Source organism: Massilia sp. MS-15, assembly GCF_020176695.1.
Lineage (GTDB): Bacteria > Pseudomonadota > Gammaproteobacteria > Burkholderiales > Burkholderiaceae_D > Telluria > Telluria hydrophila.
Genome location: NZ_JAIWIA010000004.1, coordinates 1 through 17,715, shown reverse-complemented (window position 1 = coordinate 17,715; position 17,715 = coordinate 1). Strand labels below are relative to the sequence as shown.

The following is a 17,715-nucleotide window of genomic DNA, read 5'->3' as shown; positions in this document are numbered from 1 at the left end:
GGCGTCACGCTCCCGGCTTCTTGCGCACCAGCTGCTTCTCGAAAGCCTCGTCGTGCTTGCTGATGCGCTTGACCTCCTGCGGACCGAGGCCGTTGACGAAGGCGACGAAGTCGTTTAGCTCGAGCGGCGCGTTCAGCGCCGGCGCGCCGGGCGCCTCCGACAGGTAGAACAGGCCATCGCCGGTACGCGCCATCGAATACGTGCTGTTCCCGGTACGCTTCTTGAGGCGCTCGACGGCCGCGCTGGCGCGGGTGGAACGGGCGCCGGCCATCAGATCGCCTCCGTGCGCAGCATCAGCCAGTCGCGCGCCGCGCCCTCGACCAGCGGCGCCAGGCGCGTACGCACCATCGCGTGGTAGGCGTTGAGCCATGCCGCCTCGTCCTCGCGCAGCAGGGCGCGGTCGAGCGGGCGGGTGTCGATCGGGCACAGGGTCAGGGTCTCGAAGCCCAGGTAGTCGCCGAACTCGGTCGTGTCCACCAGCTGGTTCAGCACCAGGTTCTCGATCCGGATGCCCCAGCGCCCGGGGCGGTAGATGCCCGGCTCGATCGAGGTGATCATGCCCGGCTCCATCGCCGTGTGCGGGTCGGGCGGCACGCTTGGCGAAATCGTCTGCGGGCCTTCGTGCACGTTCAGGAAGTAGCCGACGCCGTGGCCGGTGCCGTGGCCGTAGTCGATGCCGGCGGCCCAGATCGGCGCGCGCGCGATGGCGTCCAGCAGCGGCGCGCGGGTGCCGCGCGGGAAGCGCGTCGAGGACAGGTTGATCAGGCCCTTCAGCACCAGCGTGTAGTCGCGCTTTTGCGCATCCGATGGGGTGCCGACCGGGATCACGCGCGTGATGTCGGTGGTGCCGCCCAGGTACTGGCCGCCCGAGTCGATCAGCAGCAGGCCGTCGCCAGCGATGGTCGCGCAAGTCTCCTGCGTGGCGCGGTAGTGCATGATCGCGCCATTGCTGTTGAAGCCGGCAATGGTGGAAAAGCTCGGGCTCACGAAGTGCGGACGGCGCGCGCGGGCGGCCGTGATATGGGTATCGATCGCCACTTCGTCCAGCGAAGTACGGGCACCAAGAGCGCGGCCGCCGTCGGCCAGTTCCGCTTCCAGCCAGGCGAAGAATTCGCACAGGGCCGCGCCGTCCTGCTCCATGGCGGCGCGCACGTTGGCCGCTTCGCTCTCGCTCTTGCGCGACTTGGCGAAGGTGGTCGGATTGATCGCCTCCACCACGTGCACGCCCTCGGCGACGGCGGCGCGCATGCCGGCGGTGACGCGGCGCGGGTCGAGCAGCAGGGTGGCGCCGTCCGGCAGCGCGCCCAGGGCGGTGGCGGCGTTGGCGTAGGGCGCCAGGTGCACGCCGTCCGCTTCCAGGCGCGCGCGCAGCTCGGGCGGTACCTTGCCTTCGCCGACGAACAGGGTGGCGTCGGCGCGTCCGAGCAGCGCATGCGCCAGGAACACCGGGTTGTAGCTGACGTCGGCGCCGCGCAGGTTGAACAGGTAGGCGATGTCGTCCAGCGTTGAAATGACGTGGTAGCCGGCGCCATGCTGTTCCATCGCGGCGCGGGTCGCGGCCAGTTTATCCGCGCGGCTGGTGGTGGCGAAGGGCGGCAGGTGCTCGAACACCGGGTCGGCCGGCAGCGCCGGGCGGTCGTCCCACACCTCGTCCAGCAGGTCGAGGTCGGTGCGCAGCGCGATACCCTTGGCCGACAGCGCATCGGCCAGCAGGCGCGCGCCGGCCAGGCCGAGCACGCGCGCATCCACCGCCACCGTCTGGCCAGGCCGCACATTGGCCGCCAGCCAGTCCACGTGCAGCTGGCTGGCCGCGCCCGGGATCTTCATCAGGGCGATCCGGTCCGCTCCTTCGCCGCCGGCCAGTTCGGTCTCGGCCTGGGTCCAGTAGCGGCCATCGGTCCAGACGCCGGCGAAATCGGCGGTGGCGATGAAGGTGCCTACCGAGCCGGTGAAGCCGGACAGCCATTCCCTGCCCTTCCAGTGGCCGGGCAGGTATTCCGAGAGATGCGGGTCGCTCGAGGGCACGACGCAGGCGTCGATCCCGGCGCGCGCCATCGCGCTGCGCAGGCGGGCGAGTTTCTGGGCGCGGGCTTGTTCGAATTCGGGGGTGGACATGGCTTGTGGTTCAGTTGTTCTCCAAGCGACGTATGATACGCCGCAAAGCCCCGGCGTGGCGCGTCGACGTATTGCGCTACGACATCATCCGCTACAATGCGCCATCGACAGCACGACCGGCCCGGCCGGCACAGGAAACAGGCATGGATTTCGACGCGGCCAAGACGCTCTGCCGCAGCTTCCCCGGCTGCACCGAAGACTGCAAATGGGACCACGACACCGTGTTCTCGGTGGGCGCGAAGATGTTTGCCGTGACCAACCGCGACGGTCCCTCGACGGGATTCAGCCTGAAGGCGGACGACGCGCGTTTCCTCGAGCTCAGCGACCGTCCCGGCATCGTGCCGGCGCCCTACCTGGCGCGCGCCAAATGGGTGTTCGTCACTCCCGAGGCGCAGCTGGAAGACGCCGAATTCGCCGCCCTGCTGCGCCGTTCCTACGAGCTGGTGTTCGCCAAACTCACGCGCAAGCTGCAGCGTGAGATCCTGGACCGCCACGCGGCAGGCAGCCCCACCGCCGGCGCCTGAAGCCGCGCTTCCAACAGGAACGCAGCGGCCCGGACGAATGGCGCATAATCGACCCGATACTTTTTCGACCAGAGTGAACATGCAAGACTACCACTATGACCGCGCCCGCGCGCTGCTGGCCAACGCCACCCAGATCGTCACGCCCGAGGAAGTGCAGGCCGCGGTAGCGCGCGTCGCCAGCGCGCTCAATGAGCGCTTCGGCCATCCCGAACAGAAGTCCTTCCCGCTGGTGCTGGGGGTGATGGGCGGCGCCGTGGTGTTCACCGGCCACCTGCTGCCGCAGCTCGACTTCCCGCTCGAATTCGACTACATCCACGTCAGCCGCTACGGCGACGCCGACCGCGGCGGAGAGATCGTCTGGAAGGTGATCCCGCGCCAGGACGTGGCCGGACGCACCATCGTGGTGGTGGACGACATCCTGGACGAAGGAGAAACCCTGGCCCATGTGAAGCAGCGCCTGCTCGACATGGGCGCGGCCGAGGTGATCGTCGCGGTGTTCGCCGACAAGGACCTCAAGCGCGCCAAGCCGATCCAGGCCGACCTGGTGGGCTTGACCCTGCCGAACGAGTTCGTGGTCGGCTTCGGGATGGACGTGTACAACTACTGGCGCAATCTGCCGGGACTGTGGTCGATCAACCAGAAAGACCTCAGCGCGGCCGAGCCGGCACCGGCATTCCCGGTGCCGGACGCGAAGCGCCTCGACTGACATTCCAGCGTGGGCGGGTTTCCTGCCCACGCGCCCGACTTCAGCGCAGCGCCAGGCGCGCGCGCGCCGCCGCGTATTCGCGCTTCAAGCGTTCCACCATGTCCGCCACGCTCGGCACGTCGTCCATCAGGCCCACGCCCTGCCCCGCGCCCCAGATGTCGCGCCAGGCCTTGGCGCTGCCCGAACCGAAGCTCATCTTGCTCTTGTCCGATTCCGGCAGATTGTCCGGATCCAGCCCGGCCGCGACGATCGATTTCTTCAGGTAGTTGCCGTGCACCCCCGTAAACAGGTTGGTGTACACCACGTCGGCCGCCGTCGATTCCACGATCGCTTCGCGGTAGGCATCGGACACGTTCGATTCCCGGGTCGCCAGCCAGCGCGAGCCGATGTAGGCGAAATCGGCGCCCATGGCCTGGGCCGCGAGGATGGCGTCGCCGGTGGCGATCGAGCCGGACAGCGCCAGCGGACCCTGGAAGAACTTGCGCACCTCGCCCACCAGCGCGAACGGCGACAGCGCGCCCGCATGGCCGCCGGCGCCGGCCGCCACCAGGATCAGGCCATCCACGCCCGCCTCCAGCGCCTTCTGCGCATGGCGGATCGACACCACGTCGTGCAGCACGATGCCGCCATAGGCGTGCACCGCGTCGAGCATCTCCTGCGGCGGCGCGCGCAGCGACGAAATGATGATCGGCACCTGGTGCTTCACGCACACCTCGACGTCGTGCGCCAGGCGGTCGTTGGAAGCGTGCACGATCTGGTTTACCGCGATCGGGCCGACCTTCGCGCCCGGATTGGCGGCTGCGTAGTCGGCCAGCTCGCGCTGCAGGTCGGTCAGCCAGGTGTCGAGCAGCTCGGCCGGACGCGCGTTCAGGGCCGGAAAGGAGCCGACGATGCCGGCCTTGCACTGGGCCGCCACCAGCGCGGGGCCGCTGGCGATGAACATCGGCGAGGCGATGACGGGAAGGGTCAGGTCTTGCAGCACGGTGGGCAGCGTCATGGAAGGCTCTCGGTGGTCGGTGGATGAAAGGGCATTATGCCGCGAAAAAAGAACGATCGTGCTAGATTCCGGACTCTAAACATCGACCAGGCGCGCCTCCTCGATGCGCGCGGCGCCGGCCCGCAGCAGCGCGGCCGTGGCCCATTGGGCCAGCGCGTGTGGTGTCATCGGCAGCAGCGTGCGGCGCACCCGTTCCACCAGCGGGATCGACACCAGCAGGCCGGGCAGCGCCTCCAGCGCCAGCGCGCGCCGCTCCAGCAGCAGGAACTTGAGCAGCACCTTGACCGCGTTCTGCGCATTGCGCACCGGGTCGGCCGCCAGGTAGTCCAGCCGCGCCCGGGCGCGCGCCAGCGCGGCGCCGACCTCGCCGAACACGGGGCCGTGGCCGGGAATGACGAGGCGGACGTCGAGGCTGGCGACCAGGTCCAGCGTGGCGCCGACTTCCGTGAAGCCGGGTTCGCCCGCCAGTTCCGGAAACACCACCCCGAAGCCGTTCTCCCACAGCGCGTCGCCGGAGATCAGGATGCCCTCCAGGGCGCAGTAGAACAGCAGCGCATGCGGATCGTGGCCGGGCGCGGCCAGCACCTGCCAGGGCAGGTCGCCCAGCTGCAGGGTGTCGCCCGGGGCCAGGGTCGCATCGAAGCTGAAACGCGCGCACTGCTGGCCCGTGGCGCGGTAGCTCAGCGCCTCCTCGTCCCAGGCCGCCACCCTGGCCGCCTCCTGCGCGGGAATCGCGGTATGGCAGGCATAGGCCTGCTGCAGCAGCGCGTTGCCGCCGCAATGGTCGGAATGCAGGTGGGTGTTGAGCAGGCGTTCGAGCGGACGCTCGCCGAGCCGGCGGCGCACCAGGGCCAGGGTCTGCGCCGCATGGGTCACATAACCGCTGTCGACCAGCGCCGTGCCGCCCTCCCCGCTGAACAGGATATTGTTGGACGAAAGCCAGCCGCGCTCGAACACGTGGACCGACGGCGGCAGGCCCAGGTCCACCTCAGCCCCAGTCGATCGCGGCCTCGCGGCGCCGGATCTCGTTCCAGACGGCGCGCTTGTAGTCGTCTCCCGCAGCGCCCCAGGCGACGATCTCGTCGATCGTGCGCAGGCAGCCGCGGCACAGGCCGGTGGCGGCATCCATCTCGCACACGTTGATGCAGGGCGAAGGAACAGGGTGTGGCAGTTCGGGGGTCATGCCGGGGTTCATCCGATCAGCGCCTTCACGTCGATGTAGTGGGCGCAAATGGCCACCACGACCATCAGGCCGAGCGCCAGCCGGCTGCCGCGGTCCTTCAGCGCGTACAGCACCGGGTCGTCGTCCATCTCGCCGCGCGCGGTCTTGATCCACAGGCGGCCCAGCCAGTAGATCATCAGGGCCGCCAGGCCCCACAGCAGCACCGGGCTGGCATAGCGCGCAGCGGTCTCGGACGCGTTGATGAACAGGCCCAGCACCACCACCGCGGCCAGCGCCGAGGCCAGGCCCATCGGCCACAGCACGGCCAGGTCGACCACGCGGTAGTCGCGCCCGTGCGCATTGGCCTGGCCGCGCTGCTGCATCAGCTGCAGTTCGGAACAGCGCTTCACCAGCGCCAGGCTGAGGAACACGAACAGCGAGAAGGCCAGCAGCCAGGACGTGGTATGGATGCCCACCGCCACCGAACCGGTCACGATGCGCAGGGTGTACAGCACCGACAGCATCAGCACGTCGAGCAGGACGCGCTCCTTGAGCCACCAGCTGTAGGCCGTGGTCAGCACCACGTAGGACGCCAGCATCGCGACGAATCCGGTGTTGATGGTGAAGGCCAGCGCAAAGGCGGCCAGCATCAGGAGCAGCGCCGCGCCCACCCCGCTGCTGATCGGCAGCGCCCCGCTGGCGAAGGGCCGCAGGCGCTTGCGCGGGTGGCGGCGGTCGTTGCCGAGGTCCCACAGGTCGTTGGCGATATAGGTGCCCGATGCCGCCAGCGAAAAGCAGAAGAAGGCCAGCAGCATGGTGGCCAGGTCTTCGGGCAGGAAGGAGAACGCGGTCAAGAGGGGCACGAACAGCAGCACGTTCTTGGCCCACTGGTGCATGCGCAGCGCCTTGCGCCAGGTGCCCAGGCCGGCGGCGGGGCGGGCGAATTCCTTTTCCACCGGGTGCTGCGCGCGCACCGTGCGCGCCACCGCCGTCGAGGCGCCCACCAGCACCGCGGCCCGGGCGCCCTCCCACACCGGCAGGTCGGCCGCGCTGTCGCCCGCATAGGCGAAGGCCGGCCCGACTTCGGCGCGGATCGCGGCCAGCTTGTTGACTCCCTTCAGGTTGGTCGCGCCGTCGGTGGCCAGCACCCGGTCGAACAGGCCCAGGTGGCCGGCCACGCCTTCGGCGATCGAACGGTGGGCGGCGGTGGCCAGCACCAGCGTGCGCCCGGCCGCCTTCTCGGCTGCCAGGTAGTCGAGCAGGTCCTGGCGGTAGGGCAGCTGGTCCGGCGCCAGGCTGACCCGGCTGGCGATCTCGGATTTCATGACTTCGCGCCCGCGCGCCAGCCACAGGGGCAGCTTGAACAGGGCCAGCGGCGCGGCCTTGGCCAGGAGCAGCACGGATTCGACCAGGGTATCGGTCGGGGTCAGGGTGCCGTCGAGGTCCACCACGAGGGGGACGGCGGCGGCGCGCGGCGGCGGTATGGAATCCAGCATGGAAGTATCAGCCGAGGTCATCAGGTTTCACATTCGGTAAGGGCAAGGCCATCGCGCATTATCGCTCATCGCGCAGGGGGGGCATGCTCAGGCCGGCGGAGCGGCCGCGCGCCACTGCGCCTGCTTGCGCGCCAGCTTGTCCGCGAAGCGCGCCGGATCGATCAGGTGCCGTTCGTGGATGCCTTCGCATACCTTCTCCACCTCGTCCCAGGCCTCGACCTGGAAGCGCACCCGGCGCCCCTCGACTTCCAGCACGCTGCCGCGGATCGTGAGCGTCATGCCGGGCGGGGTTGGCGCCAGGTGGCGAAAGCTCACCATCGTACCCAGGCTCTGCTCGGCGGGCCAGTCCATGAAGGGCATCAGCCCGTGCAGGCAGGCCAGTTCCATCATGCCGACCAGGTAGCCGGTGGCCAGCACCGCCGGCATGTCTCGGCAGAACGGCGTGTCGTGGTAGAGCTCGGGCACCGTGGCTCGCCGCGGGACCGTGTAGCGCCATTCAAAGCAATGGCCGAGTTGTATTTCTGCGCGCATGTGCGCAGATTAACTCAGCCTGGCGCATTTGGTGAAATCGCGCTTGACCCGGCTGGCCAGGGGTGTACACTCCAGAGACCATCCAGGTGGATGGTGAAAGCTGGCTGTAAGCCATGAAAGGCAATATGAGCAAGGACCTTGTCAAAGCGGTCGCGGCCAGGGAAACGGCGCGGCCGGCGGATTCGGAGAAGATCACGATCAACCTGGGGCCGATCGACCTCGGGCAGATCGACCTCCTGGTGAGCGAAGGCTTCTATGCCAACCGTTCCGACCTGATCCGCACGGCGATCCGCAACCAGCTGCAGGCGCATGCCGATGTGGTGCGCCAGACGGTGGCGCGGCGCAGCCTGGTGCTCGGCATGCACCATTACACGCGCGCCGACCTGGAACGGGCGCGCGCCGCCGGCGAGCGCCTGCAGATCCAGGTGCTGGGCCTGGCCAGCATTGCCCACGACGTCACGCCCGAGCTGGCGCTGGACACCATCGATTCCATCCTCGTCCTGGGCGCGCTGCATGCCAGCAGCGCGGTCAAGACGGCACTCGCCGCGCGCATCCAGTAAGCGCGCGGCCAAAGGACAGCCATGAAACTGAACAAGCAGCTGCTCGCCCACATGCGCAAGGCGACCCGGACACTCCTGAACAAGGGCCCGGTCGATACCGCAGCCATCGTGCAGGAAGCGATGAAGCATGCCAACGCCTTCCAGCGCCCCGCTGCCTCTCCCGGCGCCCCGCCGCTGCGCGACCTCAACCCACCGCCCTCGAACGGCACGGCCAGGCAGGCCTCTTCCGCCGGCACGATGCCGGACATGCTCGCCAACCTGCAGCGCAGCATGGAGGCGGTGCGCGCGCAGTTCGGCGGCCTGGGCGGCACCGAAGCGCAGGCGTCCTGGCCGGGCAGCTTCATCAGCGGCAGCCATGCCAACGCGGCCGGCGCGCGCGACTACAAGCTGTACGTGCCGAGCACGCTGGGAGAAGGGCCGGCCGCGCTGGTGGTCATGCTGCACGGCTGCACCCAGGACCCCGACGATTTCGCGCACGGCACCGGCATGAACGCGCTGGCCGAGGAATTGCGCTGCCTGGTGGTCTATCCGGCCCAGTCGCAATCGGCCAACCCTTCGCGCTGCTGGAACTGGTTCAACGAGGCGGACCAGCAGCACGGGCGTGGCGAACCGTCGATCATCGCCGGCATCACGCGCGACGTGATGGCGCGCTACCCGGTCGATGCGCGCCAGGTCTTCGTGGCCGGGCTGTCGGCGGGCGGCGCGATGGCCACCATCATGGGCACCCTGTATCCGGACCTGTACGCCGCGGTCGGCGTGCATTCGGGCCTGCCGTTCGCGGCGGCGAACGACCTGCCTTCGGCGCTGGCGGCGATGAAGGGCGAGTTCCGGCGCAGCCAGGCGCCGGGACGGCCACTGCCGGTCATCGTGTTCCATGGCGACCGCGATACCACCGTGCATCCGGCCAATGGCGACGCGCTGGTGGCGCATGCGCGCGCCGCACGCAAGACGGCGGAGCCGGGCCAGGTGCCCGATGGCCACGCGTATACCCGCACCACCCACCACCACGCGGACGGCACATTGCATGCCGAGCACTGGCTGATCCATGGGGCGGGCCACGCCTGGTCGGGCGGCAACGCGCGCGGCAGTTATACCGATGGCAGGGGGCCGGACGCGAGCCGCGAAATGATGCGCTTCTTCCGTACCCGGCGCTAGGACCCAGGCTGGGTGTTCGCCAGCGCGGCCGCGATATGCGCGCGCAGGCAGGCCGGACACCAGCAGCCGGCCGCCTCCTGCGGCACCGGCACGGCCGGCGGCAAGGCCGTGCACCAGCAGGGCGCGGGGCTGCCGTCCACCATGGCACAGCCGAACTGCGCGCCGCAGCGGGTGCAGGTACTCATAAGGTGTTCCTGTGTGGAATGGTTTGCATGGCTTGGTACAGTGGGGAACAGCCCATAAAATACAACAAGACGCCATATAATCAGCACAAGGACTACCCTGTTGCCTTAAAATCTTGCGACATTTATTTTGGACTACCCATGAACCCAAGCCTGAGCAGCCTGAATACCGACGACCAACCCAGCGATCTGACCAAGGTGTCGCCGCAGATCAAGGCGCAGATCCTGGCCGAAGCGCTTCCGTATATCCGTAATTTCCACGGCAAGACCATCGTCATCAAATACGGCGGCAACGCCATGACCGATGAGCGCCTGAAGCACGGCTTCGCGCGCGACGTGATTCTGCTCAAGCTGGTGGGCATGAATCCGGTCGTGGTACATGGCGGCGGTCCGCAGATCGACAATGCGCTGCGCAAGATCGGCAAGCAGGGCACCTTCGTGCAGGGCATGCGCATCACCGACGAAGAGACCATGGAAGTGGTCGAATGGGTGCTGGGTGGTGAAGTCCAGCAGGACATCGTGATGCTGATCAACCACTACGGCGGCCAGGCCGTGGGCCTGACCGGCAAGGACGGCGGCCTGATCCGCGCACGCCGGATGAGCATGCCTGACAAGGAAAAACCGGGCGAGTTCCTCGACATCGGCTTCGTTGGCGAAATCGAGGCCATCAACCCGGCGGTCGTGAAAGCGCTGCAGGACGATGCCTTCATCCCGATCATCTCGCCGATCGGCTTCGGCCAGGACGGCCAGGCCTACAACATCAATGCCGACGTCGTCGCCGGCAAGATCGCCGAGATCCTGAAAGCCGAGAAGCTGATCATGATGACCAACATCGCGGGCGTGCAGGACAAGGCCGGCAACCTGGTCACCGACCTGTCGGCGCGCGAGATCGACGAGATGTTCGAAGACGGCACGATTTCGGGTGGCATGCTGCCGAAAATCTCGTCGGCGCTGGATGCGGCGAAGTCGGGCGTCAATACGGTCCACATCATCGACGGACGTATCGAACACAGTTTGTTGCTGGAAGTCTTGACCGAACAGGCTTTTGGCACTATGATCCGGTCTCACTAAATTTTTTGTGGCGGAAACATCCGCCACGGAGAATGACCTGAATGCCCTTGTAGCTCAGTGGTAGAGCACTCCCTTGGTAAGGGAGAGGCCACGTGTTCAATCCACGTCAAGGGCACCACTTTCCTCCTGCCGTACTCCTCCTGCACTACCCTCTCTAGTAGATCCGCTCCACCTTGATGCCGCGTTTGCGCAGCAGCTCGGGCAGGCTGTGCTTGCCGATCAGGTGCAGCAGGCCCACCGCCACCACCGCCTTGTCCTCGCGCGCCAGCAGCGAAGCGATCTTGTCCGCCATCGGTTCGTTGCGCTCGTGCAGCACCACCTGGCGCAGGTAGGCGCCGCCGATGCTGTCATCGCTGTCGATGCGCCGTGCGATCGCCTCCAGCCCCTCCTGGTCGGCGCGTTCGTAGGCGTCGAACAGTGCACGGGTGTCCTGCCGCTGCCGGCCCGAGGCCATCTCGGCCAGCGTTTCCTCCAGCAGGCGCCACTGCTGTTCGTCGGTGAGCCGGTCGAACAGCGCCAGCTGGTATTCCCAGGTCTCGAGTTCGACCACGCGCAGCGGACGCCCGCGGCGTTCCCTGCCCTCATGCGCCAGCCGTGCCAGGTGGACGTCGACGCCGTATTCGGCCACATAGCCGAGCGCGGCCGCTTCACGCTGCGCCAGCATCGTCACCAGCATCCAGGGTTTCAGGCCGGCGATGTCCTCGCGCGCGATCCCGTGCCGCCTCAAGGCGGCCTCGATGCGGGAGCGCCGCTCGGGGGCCAGGGCGGCGATCCCGGGGCTGCCGGGTGCGAACACGGCGTAGCGGGACAGGGTCGCCGTCATCGCGGGCGTATACGCGGACGGGTCGATTTCCAGCGCCAGCGCGGGCGCGGCCGCCATGGCCTGGCCGATGCGCGACTCGAGCGGATAGAAGCCGGCGCGGCCGGCGTGGATGGTGCCGTACAGGTGCAGGGTGTGGCCATGCCCGGTCACCCGGAACAGGGCGCCGCGCTCGGCGCCCACGGCCTGGCAAGCCATCAGGAACAGGGCGAGGAAGACCACTATAATCGGATGTCGCATCCCTTACTCCGTTCGTCTGGAATCCGTACCAAATAACCGTGCCAAATCATACCCTGCCCTCACCCGTCTGGCTGTTTGACCTCGACAACACGTTGCATGACGCGTCGCACGCGATTTTTCCTGCGATCAGCGCCAACATGAACACGTATATCGCGCGCGTGCTGGGCGACGGCGACGCTCCCGCCAGCCAGGCGCATGTGGATGCGGCCCGCCTCGGCTACTGGAAGCGCTATGGCGCCACCCTGCTCGGCATGATCCGCCACCACAGTGTGTCGGCCGCCGACTTCCTGCACGTGACCCACGACATCGGCGCCCTCGACAAGCTGGTGCGCGCGGAAAAAGGCCTGGGCACCCTGCTACGGCGCCTGCCGGGGCGCAAGATTCTGCTCACCAATGCCCCGACCCGCTATTCGACCGAGGTGATGCGCCACCTCGGCCTGAGCCGCCACTTCGCGCACCATGTCGCGATCGAGCACATGCACGTGCACCGCCAGCTGCGTCCGAAACCATCGGGCCTGATGCTGCGCCGCCTGCTGCGCAAGCACGGCGTGGCGGCGCGCCGCTGCATCCTGGTCGAGGACACGCTGGCCAACCTGAAAAGCGCCAGCCGGCTCGGCCTGCGCACCGTGTGGGTGACCCAGTACCTGCGCATGAGCGATCCGATCGGCAAGGCCCCCTTGCCGAGGACCCTGAAACGCCCCGGTTACGTCGATGTCAAAGTAAAATCCGTCCGGCAGTTGCCCGCACGCCTGCACCGGCTGCGCTAACAAAACCAACGACACAGACTAGGGATCACATGGCAAGTTCCAAGCCGGGCCAGCGCAAGCTGCAAATCCTCCAGGCGCTGGCCTCGATGCTCGAGCAGCCGAAAGGCGAGAAGATCACCACGGCGGCGCTGGCGGCGCGCCTGTCGGTCTCGGAGGCCGCGCTGTACCGCCACTTCGCCAGCAAGGCCCAGATGTACGAGGGACTGATCGACTTCATCGAGTCCAGCGTGTTCGGCCTGATCAACCAGATCGCCGAGCGCGAGGAAAACGGCGTGCACCAGGCGCACGCCATCCTGCAGATGCTGCTCTCCTTCGCCAGCAACAATCCCGGCATGACCCGGGTCCTGATCGGCGACGCCCTGGTGGGCGAGGACGAGCGGCTGCAGCTGCGCATGAACGGCTTCTACGACCGGATCGAGCTGGCCTTCAAGGGCGCGCTGCGGATCGCCGTCACCCAGGGCCACGGCGACGAGGCCGACGTCGGCGCGCGCGCCAGCATGCTGGTGAGCTACGTGACCGGCCGCTGGCACCGCTACGCCAAGAGCGGTTTCCGCCAGAACCCGGCCGAAGGCACGGCGCTGCAGCTGTCGCTGCTGCTGGCGGCCTAGGATCCCTCGCAGCCACACGCACGCATGGACACCCAGGAAGTCTTCGCCCTGCTGGACGACGCCGGCGCTGCCGATGAGGCCCGCTCGCGCCTGTACAGCCGCCACGCCGGCACGCTCGCTTGCCTTGACGCGGCCGGCTGGCCGCAGCTGCTGCGCGAGATGCAGGAAGCGCTCGGGCGCGGCCTGTACGCGGTGCCGCTGCTGAGCTACGAACTGGGCGCGCAGCTGCAGGGCCTGCCCGCCCATGCGAGCGCCGCGCCACTGGCCCGGGTACTGCTGTTCGAGACCTGCGAACACCTCGACGCGGCCCAGGTCGAGGCCTGGATCGCCACCCGCGCTGCTCCTGGCGAGCCGGCCGGCGTGGCGGGCATCGAAGCCAACGTGGACGAAGCCGCGTTCAGCGCCGCGATCGGCAGCATCCGCGACTACATCGCGGCCGGCGACACCTACCAGGTCAACTACACCTACCGCCTGCGCTTCGATGCCTACGGGCCGCTGGTCGGCCTGTACGCGCGGCTGCGGGCGCGCCAGCGCGTGCCCTACGGGGCGCTGGTGGCCCTGCCGGACGGCGGCGCGGTACTGTCCTTCTCGCCCGAGCTGTTCGTGCGCCTGGACGGCGGCACCCTGCTGGCACGTCCGATGAAGGGCACGGCGCCGGCCAGCGGCGCGGACGCGGTGGACGAGGAACGCGCGCGCGCCCTCGCGCGCGACCCCAAGAACCGCGCCGAGAACCTGATGATCGTCGACCTGCTGCGCAACGACCTGGGACGGGTGGCACAGACCGGCAGCGTCACGGTGCCCGCCCTGTTCGAAGTGAAACGCTATGGTAGCGTCCTGCAGATGACCTCGACCGTGCAGGCGCGCCTGCGGCCGGACGCCAGCCTGGAGCAGCTGTTTGCCGCCCTGTACCCTTGCGGCTCGATTACCGGGGCACCGAAGCGGCGCACGATGGAGATCATCCACGAACTCGAGCCGGACGCGCGCGGCATCTACACGGGCGCGATCGGCTGGTTCGATCCGCCCGCGTCCGGCGCGGCCATCGGCGACTTCTGCCTGTCGGTGCCGATCCGTACCCTGGCGCTGGAGGCGCCGCAGGGACGCACCCGCAGGGGGGAACTGGGGGTCGGGGCCGGCATCGTGTACGACAGCGACGCCGCTTCCGAATACGCCGAATGCCAGCTCAAGGCGCGCTTCCTCACCGGCCTGCCCAATGCCTTCACCCTGTTCGAGACCCTGCGCGCCTCGCGCGACGAAGGCTGCCGCCATCTGGACCGGCACCTGGCGCGCCTGGCCGCTTCCTGCCGCTATGCCGGCCATGCCTTCGACCCGGCCGCCGCGCGCGCGGCCCTGGATGCCGCCTGCGCGGCGCTGCCGCCCGGCCAGCTGCACCGGCTGCGCCTGGCCGTCGCCCCGGACGGAGAACTGCAGCTGCAGGCGGCGCCGCTCGCGCCGCTGGCCGAACCGGTGCAGCTCCTGCTGGCGCGGGAAGGCACGCATGCGGGCGACGCCCTGTTACGCCACAAGACGGCGCTACGGGCCGGCTACGACGCCGCCTGGCGCGCCGCGGAGGCGCAAGGCGCGTTCGACGCCCTGTTCTTCAACGAGCGGGGGGAATTGACCGAGGGGGGACGCAGCAATGTGTTCGTGCGCTTCGGCGCCGCGTGGTACACGCCGCCGCTGTCGAGCGGCGTGCTGCCGGGCGTGATGCGCGCCGTGCTGCTGGCGGCGCCGGCCTGGAACGCGAGCGAACGCGTGATCACGCGCGCCATGCTGGCGCAGGCAGACGACATCGTCGTCTGCAACGCGCTGCGCGGGCCGCTGCGGGCAGTCCTGCTGGACGACCCGCGGCGCGACTAAGACGCTTCGGCGCTCAGAAACGGTAGCCGACGCCGACGCCGAACAGCACCGGGTCGACCTTCACCGTACTGGCGTGTGCACCGCCGAGCAGCAGGTCGCTGCGCAGGTTCAGCTTTTTCACGTCCACGTTCAGCGACCAGCGCGCATCGAGACGGATGTCCACGCCGGCCTGCAGCGCCAGACCCCAGCTGTTCTTTTCGAGGTCGGCCGCGCCGTTGAGCAGCTTGACGTGCGAGATGCGGGTGTAGTTGACGCCGACGCCGAGGTAGGGATTCAGCGCGGCCTGCGGCGCGAAGTGGTACTGGGCGCTCAGGGTCGGCGGCAGATGGCGCAGGCTGCCGATGCGGGCGCCATCGAGCATCACGTCGTGCTTCTGGGGATACGTCAGGATCAGCTCGGCCGCCAGCTGGGGCGTGAAGAAGTAGCTGATGTCGATTTCCGGAATGGTCTTGTTGGACACGTGGATGCGGTCGCTGCCGCCGGTGCCGGCCAGCGGCGTGGAACGGTCGGCCGGGTCGATATGGACGGCGCGCGCGCGCACCATCCAGCCGCTTTCCTGGGTCTGGTCCTGGGCCAGGGCCTGGCTACCGGCAAGGGAAAGTACCAGGACCAGGCCATGCTGCAACATCGTTTTCATGCTGTTTACCTTTCGTCATGTCATCAGTGACGAGGTAAGCATATTGATGCAGCGCAAAAAAATCGTTGATGTGGATCAAATAACCACAATACCAGCAAGGTTATTCAATTCGATTCGATCACAGTGCCTGTTCGATCCTGCCGACCAGTGCCGGGTCCTCGGGCGTGACCTTGCTTGGGAAATGCGCGAGCACCTTGCCGTCGCGGCCGATCAGGTACTTGGTGAAGTTCCACTTGGGCGCCTGGCCGGTGGCCTGGGCCAGGCTGGCGTGCAGCGGGTTCGCTTCCGGCCCCGTGACCGAGCTCTTGGCGAACATGGGGAACTTGACGCCATAGGTGTTGAAGCAGAAGTCGGCGATCTCCTTGGCGCTGCCCGGCTCCTGCTTGCCGAAGTCGTTCGAGGGGAATCCCAGCACCACCAGGCCGCGCCCGCCATACTTGGCGTACAGCTTCTCCAGTCCCTCGTACTGCTTGGTGAAGCCGCAATAGCTGGCCGTGTTCACCACCAGCACCACCTTGCCGGCGTACTGGCACAAGTCCTGCGGCGCCTCGTCCTGCAGGCGCTTGAAGTTCTGCTTGAGGATGGCCGGGCAGGCGGCCGGCATGCGCGCGGCGGCCGGCACCGGGCTGGCCGCGTTGGTCGCCTGCGCGGCGGCCGGCTGCGACAGGGCGGCGCCGGCCAGGGCCGCCAGCACGGCGACGGACAGGAAGGTGGTCTTGGACATGGCGAGGCTTTGCGCTGGTTGGGATGCCACGATTGTAACGCAGGCAAGCGCTGTCATGACCGGCGCCGCGGGTGCAGGTGCGGGTCCTTAGCCGTTCAGGCTGCGGTGCTCGATCTTGATGCAGTGGTTCATCACCACGTCGAGCCCGGCCGCGCGCGCGAGGTCGGCCGCGGCCTGGTTCTCGATGTCGAGCTGCATCCACAGGCAGCCGGCACGCACGGCGATGGCGTCGCGCGCGACCGGCGGGATGTCGTCCGACTTGCGGAAGCAGTCGACGATGTCGATGCGCTGGCCGTCCGCGGCCAGCGCATCGGCTGCTTCCCGCAGCGTGGCGAACACCGGCTCCCCGAGGATGGCCTGGCCGGCATGGTTTGGATTGACCGGCAGGATGCGGTAGCCATGCTGCTGGAGGTAGGCCGCCACTTCGTGGCTGGCGCGCTCGGGCTTGTCGGACAGGCCGACGATGGCGATGGTCTTGCTGTCGCTGAGGATCTGGGCAATGCTTCTCATGGTCTCGATGGATGGTGGATGGGGGGAGCCTGGCGCTGGACGCCAGCTTAGCAGGTTTGCATGCGCTGGCGCGGCGCGCATAAACATGGAATGATGCTCACCTTCCCAACCCAGGTCCCGACCAATGCCGCCAATGCGCCAGACTTTTCCTGCCGCCTTCCTTGCCGCCTTCCTCGCCATCCCGGCCCTGCCGCTGCCGGCCGGCGCCGCCACCCCGCGGGACCTGCCGCTCGCCGCGGTCGAACGCGCCATCGTGCCAGTCGCCGCCTGGGGCGGCAGCCCGGCCGACCCGGCCCGGGCGCGCCGCCACACCATCCGCCACATCACCCTGCACCACCAGGGCGAGCCGTTCAAGCCCGGCACCGACCCGCAGGCCTACCTGCGCCGCCTGCAGGACTGGTCGCGCAGCGCCAAGGGCTGGCTCGACATCCCCTACCACTACGTGATCGACCTGGACGGCCGCATCTACGCGGCGCGCGACATCGGCTTCGCCGGCGACACCAACACCGACTACGACCCAGGCGGCCATGCCCTGATCGAGGTGGTGGGCAATTTCGAGGAAGTGGAACCGAACCAGCGCCAGCTCGACGCCGTGGTCGACCTGATGGCGCTGCTGGCCGCGAAGCACCAGGTGCCGCTGGACGCCATCCGCAGCCACCGGGACTATTCCAACAAGACCGTGTGCCCAGGCGCGAACCTGTACCGCTACGTCGCAGGCGATTATTTCCGCCACAAGGTGGCCCTGCGCCTGGCGGGCGAACAGGCCGCCCGGCGCTGAATCCCATTCATTCAAGCGTTGTCGGGTCAATCGTAGGGTGGGCGGGTCCCCCGCCCACGCGGCCAAACCCGGGCGATGCTGCCCATGCGGCTCTCACATCCTTGCTCCGCCGCCCCTACCCGCCCGCACCAATCAAAGCTTGCGCCCGGGCGTGCTACGCCCACCCTTGTATTATCCCTTCTGAGCCAACCGCTCACTTCAACCCGAGGGTCACCTCGGGTTCGAGCAGCTGGATGCCGAGCCCACCCTTTGGCAAATAGCCAGTGATTTGTAGA

The 17,715-nt window shown here is 68.2% G+C and carries 21 protein-coding genes and 1 tRNA gene; 10 read left to right on the top strand and 12 right to left on the bottom strand.

All coding sequences use genetic code 11. The features are described from left to right. Nucleotides 1-4: 4 nt before the first annotated feature. Nucleotides 5-271, bottom strand: coding sequence for a hypothetical protein (locus LCI23_RS02480; RefSeq protein WP_224943517.1), 267 nt, complete (start codon nucleotides 269-271; stop codon nucleotides 5-7). Then, complete coding sequence (locus LCI23_RS02475; protein WP_224943514.1) at nucleotides 271-2,115, bottom strand: aminopeptidase P family protein; 1,845 nt, start codon at nucleotides 2,113-2,115, stop codon at nucleotides 271-273. Before LCI23_RS02475 ends, LCI23_RS02480 begins: the two co-directional genes overlap by 1 nt. Before the next feature lie 143 nt (nucleotides 2,116-2,258). Here LCI23_RS02475 and LCI23_RS02470 point away from each other — a divergent pair, with 143 nt between their 5' ends. Then, nucleotides 2,259-2,639 carry an MmcQ/YjbR family DNA-binding protein gene (locus tag LCI23_RS02470; protein ID WP_224943509.1) on the top strand — a complete coding sequence of 127 codons (381 nt, stop codon included), beginning with the start codon at nucleotides 2,259-2,261 and terminating at the stop codon, nucleotides 2,637-2,639. Between the two features lie 79 nt (nucleotides 2,640-2,718). Then, the gene (locus LCI23_RS02465; protein WP_224943506.1) at nucleotides 2,719-3,345 is read left to right on the top strand and encodes a hypoxanthine-guanine phosphoribosyltransferase; all 627 of its coding nucleotides are present in this window, start codon (nucleotides 2,719-2,721) and stop codon (nucleotides 3,343-3,345) included. Nucleotides 3,346-3,385: 40 nt separating this feature from the next. Here the strand turns inward: LCI23_RS02465 and LCI23_RS02460 are convergent, their stop codons facing one another. From LCI23_RS02460 to LCI23_RS02440, 5 genes are all read right to left on the bottom strand, one after another. Then, nucleotides 3,386-4,342 (bottom strand): nitronate monooxygenase family protein, encoded by a 957-nt coding sequence (locus LCI23_RS02460; RefSeq protein ID WP_224943503.1) that lies wholly within the window; start codon nucleotides 4,340-4,342, stop codon nucleotides 3,386-3,388. A gap of 75 nt (nucleotides 4,343-4,417) precedes the next feature. Beyond that, nucleotides 4,418-5,329, bottom strand: coding sequence for an MBL fold metallo-hydrolase (locus LCI23_RS02455; RefSeq protein ID WP_224943500.1), 912 nt, complete (start codon nucleotides 5,327-5,329; stop codon nucleotides 4,418-4,420). A gap of 1 nt (nucleotide 5,330) precedes the next feature. Further along, complete coding sequence (locus tag LCI23_RS02450; protein WP_224943497.1) at nucleotides 5,331-5,525, bottom strand: DUF1289 domain-containing protein; 195 nt, start codon at nucleotides 5,523-5,525, stop codon at nucleotides 5,331-5,333. A gap of 8 nt (nucleotides 5,526-5,533) precedes the next feature. Beyond that, complete coding sequence (locus LCI23_RS02445) at nucleotides 5,534-7,000, bottom strand: UbiA family prenyltransferase (RefSeq protein WP_224943494.1); 1,467 nt, start codon at nucleotides 6,998-7,000, stop codon at nucleotides 5,534-5,536. Between the two features lie 87 nt (nucleotides 7,001-7,087). Continuing rightward, complete coding sequence (locus LCI23_RS02440) at nucleotides 7,088-7,465, bottom strand: thioesterase family protein (protein WP_224943491.1); 378 nt, start codon at nucleotides 7,463-7,465, stop codon at nucleotides 7,088-7,090. 191 nt (nucleotides 7,466-7,656) lie between these two features. On the opposite strand from LCI23_RS02440, the gene LCI23_RS02435 reads away from it, so the two are divergent. Beyond that, nucleotides 7,657-8,091: a CopG family transcriptional regulator gene (locus tag LCI23_RS02435; RefSeq protein ID WP_224943488.1), complete on the top strand. Its 435-nt coding sequence runs from the start codon at nucleotides 7,657-7,659 to the stop codon at nucleotides 8,089-8,091. A 21-nt stretch (nucleotides 8,092-8,112) separates the two neighbouring features. Then, a complete protein-coding gene (locus LCI23_RS02430; protein ID WP_224943485.1) occupies nucleotides 8,113-9,246 on the top strand; it encodes a PHB depolymerase family esterase in 1,134 nt (377 codons plus the stop codon). Here the strand turns inward: LCI23_RS02430 and LCI23_RS02425 are convergent. After that, nucleotides 9,243-9,431, bottom strand: a complete 189-nt coding sequence (locus LCI23_RS02425; protein WP_224943481.1) for a cysteine-rich CWC family protein — start codon at nucleotides 9,429-9,431, stop codon at nucleotides 9,243-9,245. The genes LCI23_RS02430 and LCI23_RS02425 overlap by 4 nt on opposite strands. A gap of 138 nt (nucleotides 9,432-9,569) precedes the next feature. On the opposite strand from LCI23_RS02425, the gene argB reads away from it, so the two are divergent. Then, a complete protein-coding gene (argB, locus tag LCI23_RS02420) occupies nucleotides 9,570-10,499 on the top strand; it encodes an acetylglutamate kinase (RefSeq protein WP_224943474.1) in 930 nt (309 codons plus the stop codon). A gap of 43 nt (nucleotides 10,500-10,542) precedes the next feature. After that, nucleotides 10,543-10,617, top strand: a tRNA-Thr gene (locus LCI23_RS02415). A gap of 36 nt (nucleotides 10,618-10,653) precedes the next feature. On the opposite strand, the gene LCI23_RS02410 is transcribed toward LCI23_RS02415, so the two are convergent. Then, nucleotides 10,654-11,559 carry a TraB/GumN family protein gene (locus LCI23_RS02410; protein WP_224943471.1) on the bottom strand — a complete coding sequence of 302 codons (906 nt, stop codon included), beginning with the start codon at nucleotides 11,557-11,559 and terminating at the stop codon, nucleotides 10,654-10,656. A 38-nt stretch (nucleotides 11,560-11,597) separates the two neighbouring features. Between LCI23_RS02410 and LCI23_RS02405 the strand changes: the two genes are divergently transcribed. Genes LCI23_RS02405 through pabB form a run of 3 tightly spaced genes read left to right on the top strand, consistent with a single transcriptional unit; the run spans nucleotide 11,598 to nucleotide 14,791 of the window. After that, a complete protein-coding gene (locus tag LCI23_RS02405; protein ID WP_224943468.1) occupies nucleotides 11,598-12,326 on the top strand; it encodes a pyrimidine 5'-nucleotidase in 729 nt (242 codons plus the stop codon). Nucleotides 12,327-12,355: 29 nt separating this feature from the next. After that, complete coding sequence (gene slmA / locus LCI23_RS02400) at nucleotides 12,356-12,934, top strand: nucleoid occlusion factor SlmA (RefSeq protein WP_224943466.1); 579 nt, start codon at nucleotides 12,356-12,358, stop codon at nucleotides 12,932-12,934. 24 nt (nucleotides 12,935-12,958) lie between these two features. Then, entirely contained in the window at nucleotides 12,959-14,791 is a 1,833-nt protein-coding gene (gene pabB / locus LCI23_RS02395; RefSeq protein WP_224943453.1) for an aminodeoxychorismate synthase component I, read from the top strand. A gap of 13 nt (nucleotides 14,792-14,804) precedes the next feature. Here the strand turns inward: pabB and LCI23_RS02390 are convergent, their stop codons facing one another. From LCI23_RS02390 to LCI23_RS02380, 3 genes are all read right to left on the bottom strand, one after another. Continuing rightward, nucleotides 14,805-15,428, bottom strand: coding sequence for an OmpW family protein (locus LCI23_RS02390; protein WP_224943450.1), 624 nt, complete (start codon nucleotides 15,426-15,428; stop codon nucleotides 14,805-14,807). A gap of 118 nt (nucleotides 15,429-15,546) precedes the next feature. Beyond that, entirely contained in the window at nucleotides 15,547-16,152 is a 606-nt protein-coding gene (locus LCI23_RS02385) for a glutathione peroxidase (protein ID WP_224943449.1), read from the bottom strand. A gap of 87 nt (nucleotides 16,153-16,239) precedes the next feature. Further along, nucleotides 16,240-16,662, bottom strand: a complete 423-nt coding sequence (locus LCI23_RS02380; RefSeq protein WP_224943447.1) for a CoA-binding protein — start codon at nucleotides 16,660-16,662, stop codon at nucleotides 16,240-16,242. A gap of 133 nt (nucleotides 16,663-16,795) precedes the next feature. Here LCI23_RS02380 and LCI23_RS02375 point away from each other — a divergent pair, with 133 nt between their 5' ends. Then, a complete protein-coding gene (locus tag LCI23_RS02375; RefSeq protein WP_224943444.1) occupies nucleotides 16,796-17,440 on the top strand; it encodes a peptidoglycan recognition family protein in 645 nt (214 codons plus the stop codon). Nucleotides 17,441-17,715: the final 275 nt, after the last annotated feature.

Coding starts and splice junctions, on each gene's coding strand:
- LCI23_RS02480 (WP_224943517.1), bottom strand. CDS start 271: ATGGCCGGCGCCCGTTCCACCCGCGCCAGCGCGGCCGTCGAGCGCCTC.
- LCI23_RS02475 (WP_224943514.1), bottom strand. CDS start 2,115: ATGTCCACCCCCGAATTCGAACAAGCCCGCGCCCAGAAACTCGCCCGC.
- LCI23_RS02470 (WP_224943509.1), top strand. CDS start 2,259: ATGGATTTCGACGCGGCCAAGACGCTCTGCCGCAGCTTCCCCGGCTGC.
- LCI23_RS02465 (WP_224943506.1), top strand. CDS start 2,719: ATGCAAGACTACCACTATGACCGCGCCCGCGCGCTGCTGGCCAACGCC.
- LCI23_RS02460 (WP_224943503.1), bottom strand. CDS start 4,342: ATGACGCTGCCCACCGTGCTGCAAGACCTGACCCTTCCCGTCATCGCC.
- LCI23_RS02450 (WP_224943497.1), bottom strand. CDS start 5,525: ATGACCCCCGAACTGCCACACCCTGTTCCTTCGCCCTGCATCAACGTG.
- LCI23_RS02445 (WP_224943494.1), bottom strand. CDS start 7,000: ATGCTGGATTCCATACCGCCGCCGCGCGCCGCCGCCGTCCCCCTCGTG.
- LCI23_RS02435 (WP_224943488.1), top strand. CDS start 7,657: ATGAGCAAGGACCTTGTCAAAGCGGTCGCGGCCAGGGAAACGGCGCGG.
- LCI23_RS02430 (WP_224943485.1), top strand. CDS start 8,113: ATGAAACTGAACAAGCAGCTGCTCGCCCACATGCGCAAGGCGACCCGG.
- LCI23_RS02425 (WP_224943481.1), bottom strand. CDS start 9,431: ATGAGTACCTGCACCCGCTGCGGCGCGCAGTTCGGCTGTGCCATGGTG.
- argB (WP_224943474.1), top strand. CDS start 9,570: ATGAACCCAAGCCTGAGCAGCCTGAATACCGACGACCAACCCAGCGAT.
- LCI23_RS02410 (WP_224943471.1), bottom strand. CDS start 11,559: ATGCGACATCCGATTATAGTGGTCTTCCTCGCCCTGTTCCTGATGGCT.
- slmA (WP_224943466.1), top strand. CDS start 12,356: ATGGCAAGTTCCAAGCCGGGCCAGCGCAAGCTGCAAATCCTCCAGGCG.
- pabB (WP_224943453.1), top strand. CDS start 12,959: ATGGACACCCAGGAAGTCTTCGCCCTGCTGGACGACGCCGGCGCTGCC.
- LCI23_RS02390 (WP_224943450.1), bottom strand. CDS start 15,428: ATGAAAACGATGTTGCAGCATGGCCTGGTCCTGGTACTTTCCCTTGCC.
- LCI23_RS02385 (WP_224943449.1), bottom strand. CDS start 16,152: ATGTCCAAGACCACCTTCCTGTCCGTCGCCGTGCTGGCGGCCCTGGCC.
- LCI23_RS02380 (WP_224943447.1), bottom strand. CDS start 16,662: ATGAGAAGCATTGCCCAGATCCTCAGCGACAGCAAGACCATCGCCATC.
- LCI23_RS02375 (WP_224943444.1), top strand. CDS start 16,796: ATGCGCCAGACTTTTCCTGCCGCCTTCCTTGCCGCCTTCCTCGCCATC.